The following is a 19,491-nucleotide window of genomic DNA, read 5'->3' as shown; positions in this document are numbered from 1 at the left end:
CTGAAGGGCACCAACGCCAAAGCGGTTATCCTATCTTGCCCTCTCAAAGGGACCGATGACCGCCTCCACGCGCCGCGCGACACGCTCCAGTTCCTCGAGCAACTCCGGTTCCCCCTTCAACGACGCGAGGTCGGTGAGATCCGTCCACAGCTGAGGCCAGTCGAGACGCCCGCGCTGGCGCAGCAGGACGCCCTCGATGTCGGCCCAGTCCTGTGGGCGCGCCGCGAAGGCCTTGTGGACGACGAGGTCGGTCGCGGAGCAGGTCCTGAGCACCGCGCCCTCCGCCAGCTCGCCGTCCGTCGCGCGTTCGATGGTCGCCGCCTCGAACGGCATCGCCCCCAGGGCGATGTCAATCGCGAATCCGTCAGGCGTCCGTAGCAGCGCGACTCGGTGCCGCGTCGCGAACTCCGCGGCGTCCGAGATGCGCGGTTCGAAATCCTCCAAGAGCCCGGCGATCACCGGGCCTTCGCCCCCGAACCCCGTCAGGACGGTGAGGTCGAGGTCGTTGGTCAGGCGGGGGGTGCCCCAGCGGAAGTTGGCGACCCCGCCGATGAAGCAGAACGGCCATCCCCGGGCCCGCAGCCGCGCCTGGACGCGCGCACCGGCCTGCAGGAGGGATCTCACCCCCGGCGGGCGCGCGCGAACACCCGCTGCTGCTCGACGAGCCCAGAGGATGGCGGGGGAGGCTCCATGCGCATGCGCGCGTCGAGGGCCCCCTCCAACTCCTCAGCGACGACCACAACGTCAACCGTCGCGAGCTCGGCGGCGCGTACGCGGGCAAGGGCCGGCGCGGCGGCTCGCCACTGGCGCATCCAGCTCTGCGCCTGCTCGGTGGTGGGGTGCGTGCCCATTTCCTGAATATACCTCCTGAATGTACCGCCAGTGGGTGCCTCACGCCGCGGGAGATGTGAGGTGGCCGACGAGGCGCTGACGTCCTTGCCCGAACAACCGTGGGAAGCGCCACCGTGAACGGCCCCGTATGGCCGGCGGCTCCTAATCGCGGGCGGTCGGAGCCATGCGCAGACGTTCCCCAGACTCGCGTGACACTCGCGAACACGAACACGGCACGGGCCAGCGGCCTGTGGAGGGGACTGGAGGTCGCCGAGTACGCAGCGCCGCATCGCTAGGGACCACGCCACACGCGCGGCCGTGGGAGTCAACTAGCCGAGCCGCCGAAGAATCGGGGCCGGTTCAGCCAGGCCGCGACTCGAGTACTCCGTCAGGCTCCGGCCTTGGCGCAGTGAAGGCACATCAGGTCCGCCCCTGTGTTCGTGCATCGCCAACCTGCGATTGCGTGCGCTTCGAGAGGATCGGACAGAAGCCTCAGTGATGGAATGCAGCAAACCCCTAGCCACTCAGCGCGACTCGCGTGCTGAAGGCTCAGTCTCGCCACTGGACAAGAGTCTAAGCGCAACGTTCAGAAGTATTCTGGCCGCAAACGCCAACGCGATGAGCCAAACAAAGTCTTGTGCCCCAAGGCCCCATTCAAAGCGACGATATCCGTCGCGCCAAAGAAGGTACGCGAGAGCACCGGCTGCCACCGCGATCTCAGCAGCGGCTACCCTCGCTGAGACCGCGAACGCGCCACGAAGGGTGAGCGTTGCCGCCAGCACTTGGAGCGCGATGCTCCCGAGCGCCCCGAAAAGCTGTATGGCAGGCGCTGGCTGACGCGCGTCCGATCCGTTCAAGTTCCACGAGTACGGGTCGAGAACGACCGCTACGACAATAAGAGCGGACAACGCGGCGGCGGCCACGCGTACTGAGAAGGTCATCGGCACGGAGGTAGCGAGTTATGTGATGGACGGAAGTTCCTGCACCGCTCGAGCCCGCGGACTGCGTTCTCCGCTGTAAGTGCGCTCGTATCGTTCTCGTCCGGCTCCTGCCCGGTCATGTATCCAAACGCATGACCGACCTCGTGGGCTAGACCGGCGACTCCCGAGATTCCCCAGCGTTGACTGATGTGAGCTTGGTCAAGCGCCGTACGAGCACCAACTCCCGCACCTTGAACCTGAACCCTGGTGAATCCACCTCCGTCAAGGAAGTTCTTGAGACCGGAGCGCCTCTTCACGTCAATCGTAAGTACCGTCCGCGACGTGTCGATAAATGCCAACATCTGCTGCAACGCGCGGCCGTTCGCTGCGATATCTGCGTCCTCGGACTTCGCGGCGGCATTCGCCGCCTGCACTAGCTGATTCCACAGAGCTCTGGCGGCCTCGCCCTTGAAGACAACCTTCTCCCCAAACGGATCCGAGAAGTTGACCGGATCCCCACCTACATACCCATACTGGTTGACCCCGCCCGCCAGCCCGATCGGGTCGCGCTGCGTGGCGGGGCCCGGACCGGCTCATCGTATCCGCCGAGCCGGCTATAGCGGTAATGCTACAATGGAGAGCAACGTGTTGGTTGCTCAGCGGAGGCCCCCAATCGGCCTAACGCTTTCGCGCCTTCGTCGCACTTAGCCGGGGCTGCAGTCTATCCGCGTCATCTGAGCTGGGGCGCGCGAGGCCCTAGGACCCAAGTCCATAACGTATGACATGAGGCCGGAGAATCCCGTGGCGGAGCGCGAAGCGCGAAGTGTGTACCCACTTCGGAGGCCCCGGCCAGTGACCACGATGGAATCACCGGACGCGCTCGCCGGGTACCAAATTTCTAAGTCTGGCGTGCGATTTCCGTCTCCATCTCGCACCGCGAATACCTCGATATAGCGGCCCGCACCGGCATACACAGTATCCACGGTCAGCTGAAGTCTCAGGATCGGTGACAGCCCTGCATGCGAAGCGGAGTCCGTGTCCCACGGTCCGGCCGCCAGCCTGTAGCAGCCTGCCACTCTCGCGGCGGCCCCTCGATTCGCTGCTACCGACGGTGCGATTCCCGCAGGCGAGCCGCCTCGAAATGGTCGGCAACTCGCAGCTGCGGCCAGCAGTATCGCCACAAGGAAGAGGACACAGATCTTCACAGCGCGACTGCGCAGCCACTCTAGACTGGACCACCCACGGCTAATCACTTGCATGGCCAGCCCGCCGCCTTGTTGCACGCATTGTCGCGCGCGTACTTCTCCGCCGCGGCCTCGTGAGCCCTGTTCTCCGGGCTGTCCTTCGTGAACACAGCAGCCTTCTGGGAAGCGTCCATGCTCTTGAGGTCTATCACATGTTTGGTCTCGTGCATCAAAGTCTCTGCGAGCATGATGGCAGGCGCATCGAACACGCTGCCCGAGTAATGGACGTCCTTAACGAGATCACCCGAGAAGTTCACGTTGATCACAACCGTCCCTTGCTCGGACCTCGAGACGCCTCCCGCCGCGTTGGACGGCAGTGGTCGCTCCCCATCACTGGGGCTGATATTGCCGCTGTGAAGAAGCCCTCGCACCGCACCCGCTGCCTCGGCGCTCATGTTGTTCTCCGCTGCATATTCGACCTGTCGCCATTGGCGAACCGACAGACCACCGGGGCACTTCCCATTCTCATTGGGCTTCTCGCACAGCCCAAACGGATCCGAGAAGTTGACCGGATCCCCGCCCACATATCCGTACTGGTTGACCCCACCCGCCAGCCCAATCGGGTCGCGCTGCGTGGCGGGGCCCAACAAACTGGCCCGTCTCGCGCCACCTTCGCAAGCAGACCTGCGCCCTCAAGGCTGGCGACTGCTGGCGCGTTCCTCATAAGGAGCACTCAGCCGCATTGCATCATCGTCCGTGCGAATCACACGAGGCGTGAGAAACACAAACAACTCGGTTTCTGTTGTTCGACGCTCCGCCGAGCCGAAGAGCCCCCCGAGCAGTGGAATCGCGCTAAGGAACGGCAGTCCACGCTGCGCGACGTCTCGCTGGCGATCAGCCAGACCACCCAACACGACGGTCTGGCCATCGCGCACGAGCAGCTGCGTCTGAATGCTTCGCGTGGAGATCACGGGCGCGTTGAATGCAGTTTCGGCTGTGGCGCTACTCACCTCTTGGAGCACGTCAAGCTGCACCGCGCCATCGACGCTGATCGATGGCTGTACGGTGAGCTTCGTACCCACCTCCTTGTACTGCACGATCTGGTCTCGTGACGCGTTATCGGTCGGCAGCGCGCGCTGCACCTGCACGAACGGACGCTGGCTGCCGATGACGATGGACGACTGCTGGTTGTTCGTGGCGAGCAGCACGGGTCGACTGAGAATGCGCACTTCGCCGCGCTGTGCCGCGAGGTTCAGGGTGGCATCGGCGTTGATGCCGCCGATTCCCATCACTTTGAGCGCGAAGTCACCGAGCCCCTGGCCCTCGAGACCGGCGGTGGCCGTCGTCCCCCGGTTTCCGACCGGGACGTCGGCCACCTGTCCGTCGACCGAGATGCCGAGCGACCGATCCCGACGCACCTCTGCGATCAGCACCTCGATGATGACCTGCAGCGGTCGCACGTCGATGCGCTCAACCACGGCGAGTACGAGATCGTAGTCCGCGCGATTCGCACGCACTAGGAGACTGTTTCCGCGCGCGTCAGGTACGACAATCAGCTCCCCCGACAGGGCCGCGGCTCGCGGCTGCGCGAATCCGCTCGACGGCGGCGTCAGTTCGCCAACTGGCGCCACCAGATTCCCACGAAGCTCGTCGCCCAAGGTGGACACCAAGGGAGCGGCGGCGCCTCCGGAACTTGACCGTCCGTAGAGCGCATTGACGGTCTGCGCCACGTCCGAGGCCCTCGCGTGGCGCAAGGGAATCACAAAGAGCTCGGGGAGACCCGTCCGCTGTGGGCTTGAGGGCGGCTGCAGCTGCGGCGGCGGCGCTGGAGGTCGCGGCCGGACGCGGTACAGTCCTGATGCGGAGTCATCCACCAACTCGAAACCGTGCGACTCCACGAGGCCGCGCAGCAGGCGGAGCACGTCACCGCGGGCAATCGGCGCCGGTGTCTCGAGCGTCACCGACGCATTGCTTTGCCCAACGAAAAGCACTGGGCGCGTTAGGTACGAACCCAAGAGCTGAACCGCCTTTGAGAGCTCCACGCCCTGCAACTGTACTTCAACACTGTCCGGAGCCTGGGCCTGCGCTCCAAGGCGGCTCGCCGTCACGAGCACGAGACAACACAGGGATCGAAGCCTCACAGGCCCCTCCGCACGATTGGGACCGCTCGGGTGCTATCTCGACCCCGCAGCACCACGCCTTTGCCTGAGATGATCTCGACGACGGCGGGGCCGATCGAATCACCGACTGACACGACCCGGGAGGTGATCCCGAGCGACTGGGACCGCACAACGGCGCGCCAGGGCGAGCCGCCGGCGACGGCAAGCACGGTCAGGTCGAAGTCCGACCGCGGCGGCCCGGCGTCCGCGTCCTCCTGCTCTGACGCAGACACCTGTGGACTGAGGCGAAACGGATCGCGGCCGCGGATCCAGGGTCCGGCCTCTGCACGTGTGCTGTCAACACGCTCCTTGGACTCCGCGGGGCGATCGATACCAAGGCCGCCCTCCGAAACGGCGCTCCACATCCTGAGCGAAGCGGCAATAAGGCAGATGAGCGCGCCGATAGCCGGCTTGCGGTAGGCGCTTCTCACTGGCCGGCCTCGCGCTCAGACTCGGCGACCACCAGTGCCTCAACGACGACGGAGATGTGCAGCACGGCTTCGGCGGACGCAGCGATGTGAACGTCGGACTGTGTGATGGTGAGCTCCCGAACGCGCACCAGAGCGTCCTTCGGAGTCAGCAACACTAGCCAATGCGCCAAGCGACTTGCCGAACCGAGAGCCGTGAGCTGGACGCCAACCGTGTCGATCCGATTGAGGAACGCGGGGTCGGCATCCGCTGACGATCCCGTCAGTTCAATCCCCGCCACGCGAGCCGCCGCTGCAAGGTCGCGTTGGACCAGCGCGGCTGCAGCGAGGGGCGAGGAGGCGCGCACTAGGCGATGACGAAGCGCGACGAGTTCATCTGCGGACGCGGCGACGGTAGGTCGAGCGGAGTGCTCAGCGAGCAACGCCTTCTCGGTCTCGAGCGCATTCATCAGTCGTAGCGCATCTGCTTTCGCCGTACGCTCCATGGCGAGCAACCGCGGGAGGCCGCGGCCCAGACCGACGATGAGTGCGATCGCAGCGGCACCAAGGGCCAACACTCGACGTTCACGGCTCATCGGTTCCCTCGCTGCCGAGACTGCGGCGCGCGGTGACGACGACTCGCTGGAAGCGCGCTCCGTCCCGAGATTCGCTGCTCAACCCACCGATGGGCACTACGTCCTGCAAGGCAGTGGATCGCGCGATCGCGTCGAGGACGTCCAAGGACTCAGGGGCCACGACGGTCGCTGTCACCCCGGTCGCGTCTACTCGCAACGCGGCCAGGGCCGCACCGCTTGGGAGCGCTTCGACGAACGCGAGCATCGCGAGCCGCCGCTCCTCGGAACTCGAAAGGAACGACGAGATCGCCTCAAGGTCTTCGCGTTCGGCCCGTGCACCTGCCGCTGCGCGGATGGCGTAGTCCACAGAGTCGGCGATCAGTGAGCGCGAGGTAGCCGCTGCGCGCACCCGCGCTGTGTGCCAGGCATAAGGGCCCACCGCGGCCACTCCAAGCAGTACCACCGAAGCCGCAGTCGCAGCGGAGCGAACGAAGCGCTCCCTGCGATTGCGCCGGCGCTCCTTCGCCGGAAACTTGCACGGCGCTCCGATCGCGACGGCGCTTGCGATTCCGCGCAGGTCGTCCATTCCGACCTCCGTGGACCCGTCAATCTCCGCCGATACCTGCCGGAGTGCTTGAATGCGCGTAACGCGCCCGCCCCGAACAACGATGGCGGAGACTCTGGTACCGTCACTCCACTCGAGTGCGCCGTCCGGAGAGACCGCAGCCACTGCGCAGACCGCTGGAACGCACACGCGGACAGCAACGCGAACGCGATTCGCGGCTCCGAGGACGGCCTCAAGCACCGCCGGATCGACGACGCCCACCCAGAGCTGTCCCTCGTGACGGCGCCAGCCCAAGAGGCTCCACTGGGCCGCAGGCCCGAGAAAGAACCGGGCGCGGTTCTCGCTGAGGGCGGTGCTGAGCTCCGTATCCATGACGGTCGCCGGCACGTGCTCGACGCGCTTGAGGCGGCTGTAGTTGGGCCCGACCGAGAGCAGAACCTCGAAGCCTTTGCCGATCTGCGTGGCAGCGTTCCTCAAGAGGTTCGTCGCCGCCGTTTCCAGCTCCTCGGTAGAGCGGAAGTGGTGACTCGCCGCCCAGTGCGCCGTGGGCGAACCATCTCGGAAGGCCGCCGCGCAGAGGTGCTGCGCGCGAACGGTGAGCGCCAGAGCGGGAGCACTCATTCGGGAACCCACTCGAGAACGTGAGTGCCGTGCCCTGACAGCACGACGCGTGCGCTTGCCTGTACATCGGCACGTCCGCCCACTCCCGGGATTCTCATTCGGATCAACCAGGATTCCGGCGCTGCGACCGCGACGGCGAGGAGGGCGGGCCACGCTCGTTCAAGCTCCTCTCGCTCCTGGGGCGCAACCAGCTCTTCAAGCTCCAGCGCGCTTCTCAACGGTCGCCCGCTGAGGCGCCGTGCCACCACCCGGGCGGCTAGCCGCGGCCCAATTCCCGGAAGCGCCTCGATCACTGCTTGCGGCGCGTGGTTCAGGCTCACGTACGCATCGCGAGCGATGAGGCCTTCCAACACACTGTCCGGAAGCAGCTCCAAGCCCGCGACGAGGCGCAACTCAGCAACCGAGGCCGCAGCTGCATTCCTCGGCCCCACTCGACCGGCGCGACGGTACCAGCTTCTCTCTGCCCCTCGCGCCCGCGGCCGCTCGTCCGTGTCGGTCCAGTCCAACAGTGCATCCCGAAAGTCGACCGATCGCGACCCGTACCCAAGCACATTGAAATACGTGGCGAGCGCGAACTCGTCCTGCAGGTCGTGTGGAAGCGAGACCCCGCCAGGCTGGAACGACACATCGCAGGTCCGCGCAGCTCGAAGCGTCGGCGCCCCGCGCCCATCAGCAACGCGCCGGACGGCAGCTTCAAGTGAAGCGCCGTCCCGCAGCGCGACGTGCAGTTCGGCTCTGACGACGGCGAGGCACCCGCGAAGCTCCCAATGAGCAGCCAGCAAGAGGTCCCGGCTTGACGACGCGTCCGTGAACCGACGTGCATCACTGACCGCCGCTGCCGTCGCAACGGCCATCATCGAGACCACCCAGAGCACCGTGACCAAAGCGGCGCCTGCTCTCCGGCGGCTGCGGCGCTTCATCGACTGCCGACGCTGAAGAACATGGTGTCGCTGGAGGCGACCAGAGCCACAAGGCGGGGCGCAGCCGTGCCGGTGCCCCAGGACGACTGCCAGCCAGCACCGGCGCCACCCGGATCGCTGAATCGGAACTCAGCGATGCCGGCGACGTCAAACAGGCCCTGCGGCGTCCCGCGGCCGCTGCTCCACGACACCCGCGTGTGCTCGCCATTCGGAGATAGGCTGATCGAGGCGCGGCAGCGCTCGCGCCATCCGCCGGCTGTGCGGCACAGCGCAAGGACGGAGACACTGCGCGAATCACCGGAGAACCGGTCGGACTTTGCCAGCCCGACCTGCGTCGTACCCAGCAGGTCGCGGAGCACGTGGTATCCGATCGCGAACTCGCTGAGTTGCACCGCGCGTTGCTGCGTGACCGTCGTGAGTCGGCGAAGACCGTCGAGCGAGGTCACGGCAGTCAAGAGCAACATGGCCGTGAGCGACAGTGCAATCGCCAGCTCGAGAACGGTGAACCCGCTGCGGCGGTCCTTCATTCGCCGCCTCGTTCAGGCAGCACGATGGTTGAGAGCAATGCCAAGCCATCCTCACTAGCCACGTCGAGACGCACGAGGCCTCCAGCAAGCTCGTGGCTGCGCACAACCACACGGCCGAATTGCCTGCCAGCTGCGAAGGCGAGCAGGCTGTCGGGCGGTGCTGCAGCCGCAAACGCCAACGCAGAATCGGCTTCGCGGATCAGCCGATCGTGCGCACCGAAGGCAACGACAGCACGGCCGGACTGTCGCGCCAACACCATCCAGCCGACAGCCGCAGTACCGAAGATCGCGATGGCGACCAAGGCCTCGATCAGCGCCGCGCCGCTTCTCGTCGTGCGCATGTTCATCGAGTCGGCTCCGGGATCAGCCCCAGCCCGACCAGAGAGTCCGTCACAACAAAGCCGTCAGGATAGGCTGTGATGAGCGTCGGCGTCGAAGAGTCGCCCATCAGCGCAGAGCGGGGCCGGCCGCTCGCCAGCGCATCTCCCTCCAACTGGGCGCGCACCGAGTGATCAGTGCGCCCCGAGGCTTCCGGTATTGACAGCGTCACCAAGCTCAGAACGAGACCAAGCACTAGCAGGACAACAACGAGTTCCACGAGCGTGGCTCCGCGCCTGCGGCGCGCGGTCTTACTGCGGTCGTACCGCATACACAGCCTGAAGTAGTGCGGACGAGACTAGCCCGACGACCAGCGCCAGCCCAAGGATGAGACCCGGCTCAAGGAAGCGAAGCGCCGCGCGAATGCGCCGCTCGGCCTCATCGGCCTGAACCGCAGCGGCACGCAGGCAGAAGACAGACACGCGCCCCGTGCGCTCGCCGGCGGCCACCAGCGTCAGTGCCACCGGACCGATCACGTGGAATCGCTCAAACGCGCGCCCAAGACTCTGCCCCTCGAGCACCGCCTCCCGCGCAGCGGCGAGCCGATGCCTGAGCTCCAGGTGCCGCTCGGCGTCGATGGCAATCTCGAGAGCTCTGCGAAGGGGAACGCCAGCGTCCACCGCAGACCCAACCGTCTCCAGTAGTCGTGCATCAAGCGATGCGCGAATGACCGGGCCGACTATCGGCGCGGCGAGCAGCAGGCGCTGCAGCTGGCGTCGGCGCTGGGGCGACCTCAGCAGTCGCTCACCTGCCGCGAGCAGCAGGACCGCACCGATGACGACGACGGCGCCGTACGACCGCAGAAAGTCCGCCGCGCCAAGGAGCAGCGCGAGGCCTCGAGGAACCCGAGCACCCATGTCTAGAAGCAGCGAAGCAAATCGCGGGATCACCGCGAGGACGAGCACCGCGAGGGTGACGACGCCCACCCCAAGGACGATGCTTGGATAGGCCAGGGCCGCGCGCAGTGCCTTGGCGCGCGCCTGCTGAGACTCGGCGTACGTGGCGGCTCGCATTAGCGACGGGCCGAGCGATCCGGCGGCCTCGCCCGCCTGCACGATACCGATCAGAGAACTCGCCAGTGGCCTCGGCATCTGGGTCAGGGCCGACGCCAGCGTCTCGCCCTCACGGATGGCCTGGAGAAGGGCCGGAAGAGCCTCCAGCCAGGTCGCCGGAGCAAGCGCGCCAAGCGTCTCCAATGCTGCCTCGATCGGAAGTCCTGACGCCAGTAGGTCCGCGAGCAGCCGCAGCCCGACGGCGCCATCGCTGCCAGGCATCTCGCGCCGCAGGTCCGCTGCGTCCGTGGGGACGAGGGAAACAGGCAACGTCCCCATCGCGGCGAGGCGCGCGCGGGCGGCTCCCTCGTTCGGCGCCCGAACGACGCCGCTGCAGCGTTCCCCTGAGGGCAGGAGCGCGGTGTACCGAAACGCCGCCGCGGCCTGCATCAGCGATCCACCGAGCCGTTCCACGAGGTGACATCGGCATCCTCGCCCTCCCCACCGACGAGACCGTCCCGCCCGAGAGAATACAAGTCATAGGAGGAGGTGTTCACGACCCCCGGGGAGCGGTAGAGGAAGGGCCGGCCCCAAGGATCCAACGGGACCTCCTGTTGCAGGTAGGGCCCGCGCCAGCGGGAGCCGGCCCCCACCGGACCGGGGTCTGCGCGCAGCGCCTGCAGTCCTTGCGCGCTCGTGGGGTAGGTGAACGCATCGAGTCGATACGTATCGAGCGCCAGCGCGAGCGTCTGGATCTGTGCCTTCGCTGCGCTCGCGCGCGCGTCGCCCACATTCCGGAAGAGGCTTGGTGCGACAACGCTCGCGAGCGTTGCGATGATGGCGATGACCACCAGCAGTTCGACCAACGTGAAACCGGGGCGCGCCCTACTCCGCCATGGCGACACGCTGCACCTCCTCGGCAGTTGTCTGCCCGTTTGAGACCTTGCGCTCTCCGTCGACCGTGAGTGGTTCGTATCCGACTTGCTTCGCGAGTTCGCGGAGCGTTGAGACGCTCGCCTGCGACGAAATGCGCTCGCGAAAGCGATCGTCAGGCTCCAAGAGCTCGAAGAGGCCAATGCGACCCTGATATCCGGAGCCGGCGCAGGCGGTACAGCGGGAGCTGCCCTTGCGCGTCGTTCCGTGGCAGGACGGGCACGGGCGGCGAACCAGCCGCTGACCGACCACGGCAAGCAGCGTGGCGGCGATCAGGTAGGGTGGCACGCCGAGGTCAAGCAGGCGCGGCACCGCTGCCACCGCATCGTTCGTATGCAAGGTCGACAGCACGAGATGGCCGGTGAGTGCGGCCTGAACCGCCAGCGCGGCGGTTTCTGCATCGCGCATCTCGCCAACCAGGATCACGTCTGGATCCTGACGAAGGATTGACCGCAGGGCCGCGGCGAAGGTGACGCCCTGCGACCGGTTCACCGGAACCTGGGTGACTCCGGCCAGCCGATACTCCACGGGATCTTCCACAGTGACCAGCTTCTCCCGACTGGCGTCGCGGAGCCGGAGCGCCGAGTAGAGCGTGGAAGTCTTGCCGCTGCCTGTGGGTCCCGTTACGAGGAGCAGGCCGTGAGGCCGCTCAACGATTCGCCGAACGCGCGTCTCGATCTCCGGAGGCATTCCCAGTTGACGCAGTTCTCCGGGACCAGACCCGCGATCGAGCACTCGGAGGACGACACTCTCGCCGAACATGCTCGGCAGCGTGCCGACGCGGATGTCCAAGTCGCGGTCGTCCAGGCGGATTCGCATTCTTCCGTCCTGCGGCCGCGCCACGTCAGAGATGTCGAGGTCCGCCAGCAGCTTCACGCGCGATACGACGGCCTTGCTGAAGTGCGGCGGCGCGTCCGGCGCCGGCCGCAGCGATCCATCCACGCGTACACGAACGGCAAGCTGTTCGGGGCCGAGTTCAAGGTGCACATCGCTCGCCCGCTGGTCGATGGCGAAGCGCAGCAGGAGGTTGACGTAGCGCACGACGGGCGCCGCCTCGACCTGATCGCGAACGTCGGTTGCGGCACCCTGCGCGGCGCCGGTCGAGGCCCTGTGGGTTTCCGACTGGAGGCTCGCGGCGTACTGCTCGATCAGGCGGTCGAGTTCCGCATCGTCAACTTCGCGGGCGCAGACCTCGCGACCGAACTCGACGCCGATCTCGTCCAGCGAGTCGAGGCTCGCGGCCCTGGTCGCTGCCACTGCGAGGGCTCCGTCTGGCTCGATGTTTAAGGGGCAGACGCGATGCGCAACCAAGTACTCACGCGCGATGGCGTGGGCCTCGAATTGGGAATCAGAGGTATGGTTAGGTGCAGTCGGCACGACCCTCGGAAGTGCACGAAGTGTGCCGCGTGGCGGTAGCCTATTAGGTCGCTCGTCTTGTGTGTGCGGCTAGAGAGAACTCACTGCCGTTCGCTGCGGTCGCGGTCTCACCGTCTCACTGCAGTCTCACGACGGGACTGCACGAGACGAGAGTGAGACCGTGCTTGAGGCGTCACGCCGACTGCTTGCTGCGCAAAGCCTTGAGTCTCCGAAACAGGGTAGAGCGACCGATGCCAAGCATGCTCGCCGCGACGTCGCGCTTCCCGCCGCACGCCGCCAGCGCCGCGATGATTTCGTCGTCGGTTGCTGCGCCGCTCGGCGGCCTCGGCGGAACCATCGGGCGTTCCGCAGTGCGAGCGACGCTCCCCGAAGCTGCAATCTCCTCCGTGACGACCTCAGCGCTCAGCTCCGACGCCTCGCGATGCAGCGTGAGGAGGCGGGCGACGACCCCCGCGACCTCTCGGAGGTTTCCGGGCCAGGTGTATTCGGCCACCACGCGGGCTGCGTCGGGATGCAGCGCAGGCGCGGGCCTCCGGGCGTACGAGAGGGCCGCCCGGCGTTGCATGAACCAGCGGAAGATGTCGGGCAGGTCCTGCTGGCGCTCACGAAGGCTCGGCAGTCTCACCACGAACGGTGAGACGCGGTACCGCAGGTCGTCGAGGAACTGCCCGTTGGCCACGAGCGTCGCGAGGGGGACGTTCGTCGCGCTCAGCATCCGACACTCCATCGGCACGTACTGTTTCGATCCGAGCGGGAGAACGCGCCGGTTCTCGACAACGTCGAGCAAGGCGCGCTGCAGCGGTGGCTGCGCGTGTCCGATCTCGTCCATAAACAGACTGCCCCCCTGGGCCTGTACGAACAGGCCATCGTGATTCGAGGTCGCGCCCGTGAAGGCACCTTTTCGGTGCCCGAAGAGGTGGCTGTGCATGAGGTCGTGATCCAGTCCGCTGAGCGAGACATCAAAACGGGGCCCGCGGCGTCTGGGGGAGAACTCGTGCGCGGCGATTGCCAAGTGCGACTTACCCGTTCCCGTCTCGCCTTCGAGAAGGATGGGGTCGTCTGCGAGTGCAAAGGCTCGCAGCCTCGCTACCGCCTCCTGGACGGACGGGACCTCCGACCTGAGAAAGAGAGCGTCGAGGCCGGAGCTCTCCGAGCTCACGCTTCCAAACGGGGTGGCGCGATCGGTCATTTGAGCCAGGTGTCGGGCACAACCATCTGCTAAAAGGACATAGAGTGCGCCGACAACTGCTCAATCTATGGCTTACATCGCTTCGGGCGTGAGAAGATAGAACTGGCTCGACCCAACGTCAACAAGCTCTTCCTTCTCTGTGCCACCGACCTGAACGCGCGCCGAGCGTGTCATGTAACTCCTTTCACCACATATAGTTACGGCGGGCACATTTCGTGCACGTCGTCCGGCAATCCTCCACCCTTCGCCTGGACGCGTTGCCGATGACGATTCCGCCAATCCGCATCCCCACCCTTGGCCGACGTGTGGCCATTGTCGTGGCTCTGGCTGCACTGCCCGCGTGGGCCGGACTCTCCTCAGGTCCAGCCCGTGAGGCCGATGCCGCGGTGGAGGTACCGGAGTCCGCACCAAGCATCGGCGCAACGGAGGCCGTCACGCCTCCGTTCTACGTCTCCTCGATCCCCTTCGGCTCGACGCTGAACGACCCGAACGCGCAGATCGCGGTGTCGATCTGCGGCGAGAATCTGCAAGGCCTTTCCGTAACCTCTTCTCGCGGCATCGTTGCCGACGGTGCGGCCGAGAACTGCGACGGCATGTGGGGAGGTCCGGGCGTCGCCTACTTCGTGAACTGGAATGAGGCCAACTCGAACGAGCTCCTGCACGGAGCGAACGATGTGCGGATCCAGGCCTGCAATCAGTACTACGAGTGCATCGACGAAACCGCCTACATCTTCTATGCGCCCCCGAGCCCAGACCCGGTGCAGCTCGAGGCCCCAGCCGAGCAGCTGACGACGACGCTGGGTGACAGCGTCGTCGTCAAGTTCGTCGTGCGGAACAACGGTTCGACGTCGCTGACGTACGATACGGTCGCCACGAAGTGCTACGGTGGCCTCGGGTCCTGCACCAAGCTGACGAGCACCGTCGTCGCCGCGGTCGGAAAGGGGACCTCGCCAGACACGGTGAAGGTACGTGTGCGTGGCGACTCGCTTGGCTCGAAGCCGGTGTCGGCGACCATCTGCCGCAGTACGCCGTCCTTGGTCTGTGTATTCGGGTCACAGACGGTGGCCGTCGTCCCCCCGACACCCGTCGCGGCCAACTTGGTTGTGACGCCGACGCTTGCGACTGTCGCGAAGGGGAACGGAACCTCGTTCAACGTGACGTTCACGGTGCAGAACCTGGGGTCATCGAGTGCCGTCGTCGCCCTGGACCGGGCGTGCGACGCTTCAGTCGTGACGCCTGCCTCGTGCAGCGCGCCTACGCAGACGACCTTGGCAGCGGGCGCCTCGACCCTGATCACCGTCGGCTCTCTCACGGCCGTCAGCTCAGACACGCTCGTGACAGGTGCCGTCTCGCTCACGGCGCGGCACGGCGCGGCGACCGTCACGGCCCATACCGGAGTCACCGTTGGTCCGAATGGCGGTGCTGGTGGGACCGCCGGAATCCTCGTATCGACAGCGAACCTGAATCCAGAGAGCTCTGTCTCGCGCGACCAGTGTCTGATGTACGCCGCCGGCGATGCGGCGGGCGTTGAGTGCGGCAGTCTCCGCCTGGCCCATTCGCTCGCGCCGATCCAGACGATGGGACGCACCCGAGCGCCCCGCCTCGTCTACCTGAGTCAGCACGCGCGGCCTGTGTACTTCGTGAGCGCCAACGTCACGACGCGACACGCCACGCCTGACACGGTGATGATGACGCTGACGATTCCCGGCAAGTCTCCCGTCGTTCGCAAGTATTACTGGAGTTCGTCCTGCCGCAACGTGGAATGTCGGGTCTCGATTCCAGTGGATGCTGAGGCGCTCTCGCTGGCCACGGGCTACTACACGTATTCCCTCGAGGCTCGCATCAACGGGACCAGCACGACGGCCACGACCTCGGGCGAGTTGGCCATCGTGAACCGCGCCAAGAGCCCGTATGGACGCGGCTGGTGGATTGAGGGGCTCGAACAGATCATCCATGTCAACGACAGCACGAAGTTCTGGGTCGGCGGTGATGGTAGCACGCGCTTGTACAAGCGCATCGTGGACTCAGTCTACACCGTGGCACACCTAGTCTCGCGACCGGACACGCTGCGTTTACACAGCGGCACTCACAACTGGCGCCGACGACTGCCAAACGGTGCGTACGTGCGCTTCAACTCGAGCGGCCATCACACGCACACTGTCAATGCCCAAGGACATGTTACTCGGTTCTTGCCGACGACTCTCGGCGGAGTGTCACGAGTCGACTCGATCACGGTGCCGGTGGAGAGCTCGACCATTAGTGTCGCGTACTGGTTCCGATACGATTCCACTACTCGCATTCTTTCTTCGACGACGCTCAAGCGTTCGGATATTCCCGACAGTGTGACCCGCGTTACGCAATTTGGTCATGTTCAGAACGACTCTTTGCTCAACACCATCACCGACCCAGATGGAACGTCAATAGCGTTCTCCTACGACGCCGCTACCGGCCGAGCCCTGAAGCGACTCAACCGAAAGGGAGACAGCACCACCTACGCGTACGACGCCCACGGTGCCGTGACGACCACGACCGTCGCCGTGCCAGGTGACAGCGCCATCCAGGTCAGGTTCTGCCATGCCGCAACAAGTGGCCTCGTCTCCTGCGGGTGGGGCCCTTCCACACCTCTCGGTGGCGTCCCCGTTGCATCCGCGCTCACCCGCGTGGACGGTCCGCGCGGCGGGTTGATCGACGTCTCGACCTTCCATCTCAATCGCTTCGGGGGGCCGGACAGCGTCCAGAACCCGCTGGGTGGCCGGACCAGGATTGAGCGGCACTGGAAATTTCCGGCGCTCGTGACCCGCATCGTGGACCCGATGGGGATCGAACAGCGCGCCTGGTATGACACGACCCGCGGGCTCGCCACGCAGGTACAGGCTGCGGGGCTCACCGCGAGCGACAGCAGCGCGCGGACCAAGATCACGTGGCACAGCAAGTGGACCTTGCCCACGCAGATCGTGCCGCCGCTCGGCGACACGACCCGCATTGGCTACGACGGCTCCTACGCCAAGGTCCTGTGGCGCCGCCTCGGCCCGCACGACTCGCTGAAGGTCACCTTCACCTACGATGCCAAGCATCGCGTCGCCTCGGTGGCCTCGCCAGGCAGCCCGACCGAGACGTACGACTACGACGCCACGCTGGGTAACATCGCCGAGGTTGAGACGCCGCCGATGACGACCACGGTGACGCGGAATGTCTGGGGAGAGGACACGGTGTCCTTTGACGGTTTCGCGCGCACGACGTCGTATCGCAGTGTGCTCGGGCGCGTCGACTCCACGCGCACCGTCAGCGTCCCGAGCTCCTATTCGCTGCTCTATTCAAGCCTGTCCGGCAGTGCGGACTCCGCACGCCGGATGATCCATACCTTCTACGACCTCGAGGGAAATGTCGACAGCATCGTGCGTCGGGGTCGCACTTCCGCCGGCGTCCTCACGACGGTCGCCAAGACTGCGTGGACGTACGACGCGGCCAGGCGCGTGAAGACGAAGCGCGAGGACGGCATGGGGCCCGACACGTTCACCTACGACCCCGCTGGTCTCGTGACGCGCCATCGGACTTCGCGCGGGCACATCGTCAGGAGCTACTACGATGCAGGCGGCCAGCTCGTCGCGCGCGTGACTCCCGCCGTGACCAGCCCAAAGCAGGACTGCATGTCACTCTGCTTCCTCGGCGTCTTTCCAGACTCGGCGTGGTCGACCTTCCCCTACTTCCCGACCAACCTGCTCGGCGGAGGCACGTCGCCGGACATCGTGCTCCCAGGTGACGTCGAGACGTTCTCCTACGATCTCGCAGGCCGGATGCTGACGGCCAACAACCGCGACGCCAGGATCTCCAGGGGCTACTACGCGAACGGGGCATTGAAGGCCGATACACTGCGCATCCGCCAGTATGCGCCGAGCGATACGCTCACGAGTGCGTACTCGCAGCATTGGCTCGGCCTCACGTTTGAGGTCGACATCCTCGGCAGGCGCACCAAGCGCACGATGAACACCGGCTCGACGCAGCTCTACCAATACCACCCGATGCTCGGGGTGCTCGAGCGCACGATTGAGTCGAATGGTGCGACGGGTGGTGACACCGTCACCTTCAGCTGGGACGCTGCGGGCCGGCTCCGCAGCCAGAAGGTCGCTGGACTCGTGGCCGATCAGTACTTCTACGGCTCGCTTGGGCGACTCGACTCGAGTTCCATCGCCGGCGTCTACTACAACCACTACGAGTACGACGCCCGCGGGAAGCAGACGGTGCGCCGCACGTCGGGCCTCGCGCCCGAGGATGCCGACACGTCTCGCATGCACTACGATGGCTTCGGCGCTTTGATCGCCCGAGAGCAGTACCGGCCGTACGGAGGCTGGAACATCTACAGCGACGAGTATTCGCTCGATCCCTTGGGCAACATGATGTCCCACGACTCCAACCGGGGATGGAGCACGTACCGGAGCCGTCGCGACTACCTCTACAGCTTTGAGCGCCTGGCGAGCTCTGCTACGGATCCCTTGAGCGCAGAGAGGCAGCCCAATCAGCAGCCGGCGGTGACCTCGCTGGACAACAGCACGTACTACTACGACCAGGCGGGCAATACCACGCGGCAAGGAAGCGTGATGCAGACCGTCACCTTCACTGGCTCCTTCGACTACGTCACGCCGACCTTCGAGGGTGGTTCGCAGTCGCGGCATTTCTACGATTCGTCGAATCGATTGCGCCAAGTGGAACGCTGGTTCGGCCAGCAGAGTGGGCGGCACACGATCCAGGAGTATCGCTACGACGCACTGGGCCGCCGCGTGCTTGTACGGACGCGCAAGGACAGCGTCACGACCTGCTCCGGCACCGTGCCTGCGACAGCGGCCGTGTGCGTGCAGGCAATCGAGCGGTTCTACTGGGACGGAGATCAGCTCCTGCTCGAGCGCCGTCGTGCCGGCAACTGGGCGATGTCGGCGGATTCTCTCGATGCCGTAGCGGGCGGCTCGGGCGCCTTCTTCGGGGAAGTGCGCTACGTGCACGCCCTGGGGATCGATGACCCGCTCATCGTGCGCAAGTCGGGCCACTCCGCCTTCTCTCCGATCCGGAGCGGCCGCGGCGGCTACGAGATGGGCCGGTATCTGAACAACACGGCCATGACGGCTTACCATTGGCCAGGGAAGCAAGAGGGCGCGTATCCGGGAGGTGAGGTTCGCTATCCCGACGTCGTGGACCTTGGCTGGTTCGGGTCCCTGCTTGACAACAAGCGGGACGCATCGGGTATGATTTATATGCGGAACCGGTACTACGACCCCGCGTCGGGTCGGTTCACGCAGCGCGACCCGATCGGGCTGGCGGGTGGGGTCAACCAGTACGGGTATGTGGGTGGGGACCCGGTCAACTCAAACGATCCGTTCGGACTCTGCGTCGAAATGAAGCTCAACGGGAACAACCTTGTGCTGCGCGCACAGCTGTCGTTCGAAGGCCCGAACTGGACCCCCGCGGACATGACTGCGGTGGAGGCAGGTATTCGGGCCGCTTGGGAGGGCCGCCGAGGAGGCTACAACGTTACGATCGATTTCAGTGGCGGCCCAGAAGTCAAGATCAAGAGAGATCGCGCAGGTGTCGATCACCAGGGCTCGAGCCACGGGAAGGACACCTTCGGAGTGCCGGCAGGGGGCGACATCTGGTTCCTTGCCGTGGCGAACACAAACGAGCTCCACCGCGGGGCCGGACACGAGTTCGGTCACGTAATGGGCATCAGCGACTCACCGTGGAAGGGGCATCTCATGAACAAGACGAAGCGTGACGCAGGCCCTCGAGTTACTGGATCGCAGATGCAGGAGTCCATCTCAAAGTGTATGCCTACCACACACCAGATGAATCCCTTCGCAGACGGCGAAGAGCAGGCGCGCTACCAGAGCCTGCAACGCGCCGTCCGGCACTCTGGCGGACGGTAGC

General features: G+C 65.7%; 16 protein-coding genes. 1 reads left to right on the top strand and 15 read right to left on the bottom strand.

All coding sequences use genetic code 11. The annotated features are described in order from the left end of the window. Positions 1-30: 30 nt before the first annotated feature. The 15 genes from KF709_12670 to KF709_12600 all read right to left on the bottom strand — a co-directional run bounded on the left by KF709_12670 (position 31) and on the right by KF709_12600 (position 13,578). Positions 31-624 carry a hypothetical protein gene (locus KF709_12670; protein ID MBX3175261.1) on the bottom strand — a complete coding sequence of 198 codons (594 nt, stop codon included), beginning with the start codon at positions 622-624 and terminating at the stop codon, positions 31-33. Next, positions 621-851 (bottom strand): hypothetical protein, encoded by a 231-nt coding sequence (locus KF709_12665; protein ID MBX3175260.1) that lies wholly within the window; start codon positions 849-851, stop codon positions 621-623. The genes KF709_12670 and KF709_12665 overlap by 4 nt, the downstream gene beginning before the upstream one ends. A gap of 504 nt (positions 852-1,355) precedes the next feature. Beyond that, positions 1,356-1,772 carry a hypothetical protein gene (locus KF709_12660; protein ID MBX3175259.1) on the bottom strand — a complete coding sequence of 139 codons (417 nt, stop codon included), beginning with the start codon at positions 1,770-1,772 and terminating at the stop codon, positions 1,356-1,358. Positions 1,773-3,000: 1,228 nt separating this feature from the next. Continuing rightward, positions 3,001-3,582: a hypothetical protein gene (locus KF709_12655; GenBank protein MBX3175258.1), complete on the bottom strand. Its 582-nt coding sequence runs from the start codon at positions 3,580-3,582 to the stop codon at positions 3,001-3,003. A gap of 45 nt (positions 3,583-3,627) precedes the next feature. Next, the gene (locus KF709_12650) at positions 3,628-4,896 is read right to left on the bottom strand and encodes a hypothetical protein (GenBank protein MBX3175257.1); all 1,269 of its coding nucleotides are present in this window, start codon (positions 4,894-4,896) and stop codon (positions 3,628-3,630) included. 625 nt (positions 4,897-5,521) lie between these two features. Then, complete coding sequence (locus KF709_12645; GenBank protein ID MBX3175256.1) at positions 5,522-6,097, bottom strand: hypothetical protein; 576 nt, start codon at positions 6,095-6,097, stop codon at positions 5,522-5,524. Then, entirely contained in the window at positions 6,087-6,662 is a 576-nt protein-coding gene (locus KF709_12640) for a hypothetical protein (protein MBX3175255.1), read from the bottom strand. The genes KF709_12645 and KF709_12640 overlap by 11 nt, the downstream gene beginning before the upstream one ends. A 596-nt stretch (positions 6,663-7,258) precedes the next feature. Further along, positions 7,259-8,137 (bottom strand): general secretion pathway protein GspK, encoded by an 879-nt coding sequence (locus tag KF709_12635; protein MBX3175254.1) that lies wholly within the window; start codon positions 8,135-8,137, stop codon positions 7,259-7,261. 41 nt (positions 8,138-8,178) lie between these two features. Beyond that, on the bottom strand, positions 8,179-8,709 hold the full coding sequence (locus tag KF709_12630; protein MBX3175253.1) for a hypothetical protein: 531 nt from the start codon (positions 8,707-8,709) through the stop codon (positions 8,179-8,181). Further along, entirely contained in the window at positions 8,706-9,050 is a 345-nt protein-coding gene (locus KF709_12625; protein ID MBX3175252.1) for a hypothetical protein, read from the bottom strand. Before KF709_12625 ends, KF709_12630 begins: the two co-directional genes overlap by 4 nt. Positions 9,051-9,052: 2 nt before the next feature. Further along, on the bottom strand, positions 9,053-9,307 hold the full coding sequence (locus tag KF709_12620; protein MBX3175251.1) for a hypothetical protein: 255 nt from the start codon (positions 9,305-9,307) through the stop codon (positions 9,053-9,055). A gap of 31 nt (positions 9,308-9,338) precedes the next feature. After that, positions 9,339-10,553 (bottom strand): type II secretion system F family protein, encoded by a 1,215-nt coding sequence (locus KF709_12615; protein MBX3175250.1) that lies wholly within the window; start codon positions 10,551-10,553, stop codon positions 9,339-9,341. Further along, a complete protein-coding gene (gspG, locus tag KF709_12610; GenBank protein MBX3175249.1) occupies positions 10,529-11,002 on the bottom strand; it encodes a type II secretion system major pseudopilin GspG in 474 nt (157 codons plus the stop codon). Before gspG ends, KF709_12615 begins: the two co-directional genes overlap by 25 nt. Further along, on the bottom strand, positions 10,965-12,269 hold the full coding sequence (locus KF709_12605; protein ID MBX3175248.1) for a type II/IV secretion system protein: 1,305 nt from the start codon (positions 12,267-12,269) through the stop codon (positions 10,965-10,967). Before KF709_12605 ends, gspG begins: the two co-directional genes overlap by 38 nt. Positions 12,270-12,561: 292 nt before the next feature. Continuing rightward, entirely contained in the window at positions 12,562-13,578 is a 1,017-nt protein-coding gene (locus KF709_12600) for a sigma-54-dependent Fis family transcriptional regulator (protein ID MBX3175247.1), read from the bottom strand. Positions 13,579-13,841: 263 nt separating this feature from the next. Here KF709_12600 and KF709_12595 point away from each other — a divergent pair, with 263 nt between their 5' ends. Then, the gene (locus tag KF709_12595; GenBank protein ID MBX3175246.1) at positions 13,842-19,490 is read left to right on the top strand and encodes a hypothetical protein; all 5,649 of its coding nucleotides are present in this window, start codon (positions 13,842-13,844) and stop codon (positions 19,488-19,490) included. Position 19,491: the final 1 nt, after the last annotated feature.

Source organism: Gemmatimonadaceae bacterium (assembly GCA_019637445.1).
GTDB lineage: Bacteria > Gemmatimonadota > Gemmatimonadetes > Gemmatimonadales > Gemmatimonadaceae > Pseudogemmatithrix.
The sequence above is the reverse complement of the archived record's forward strand: the minus strand, read 5'-3'. Positions and strand labels throughout refer to the sequence as shown.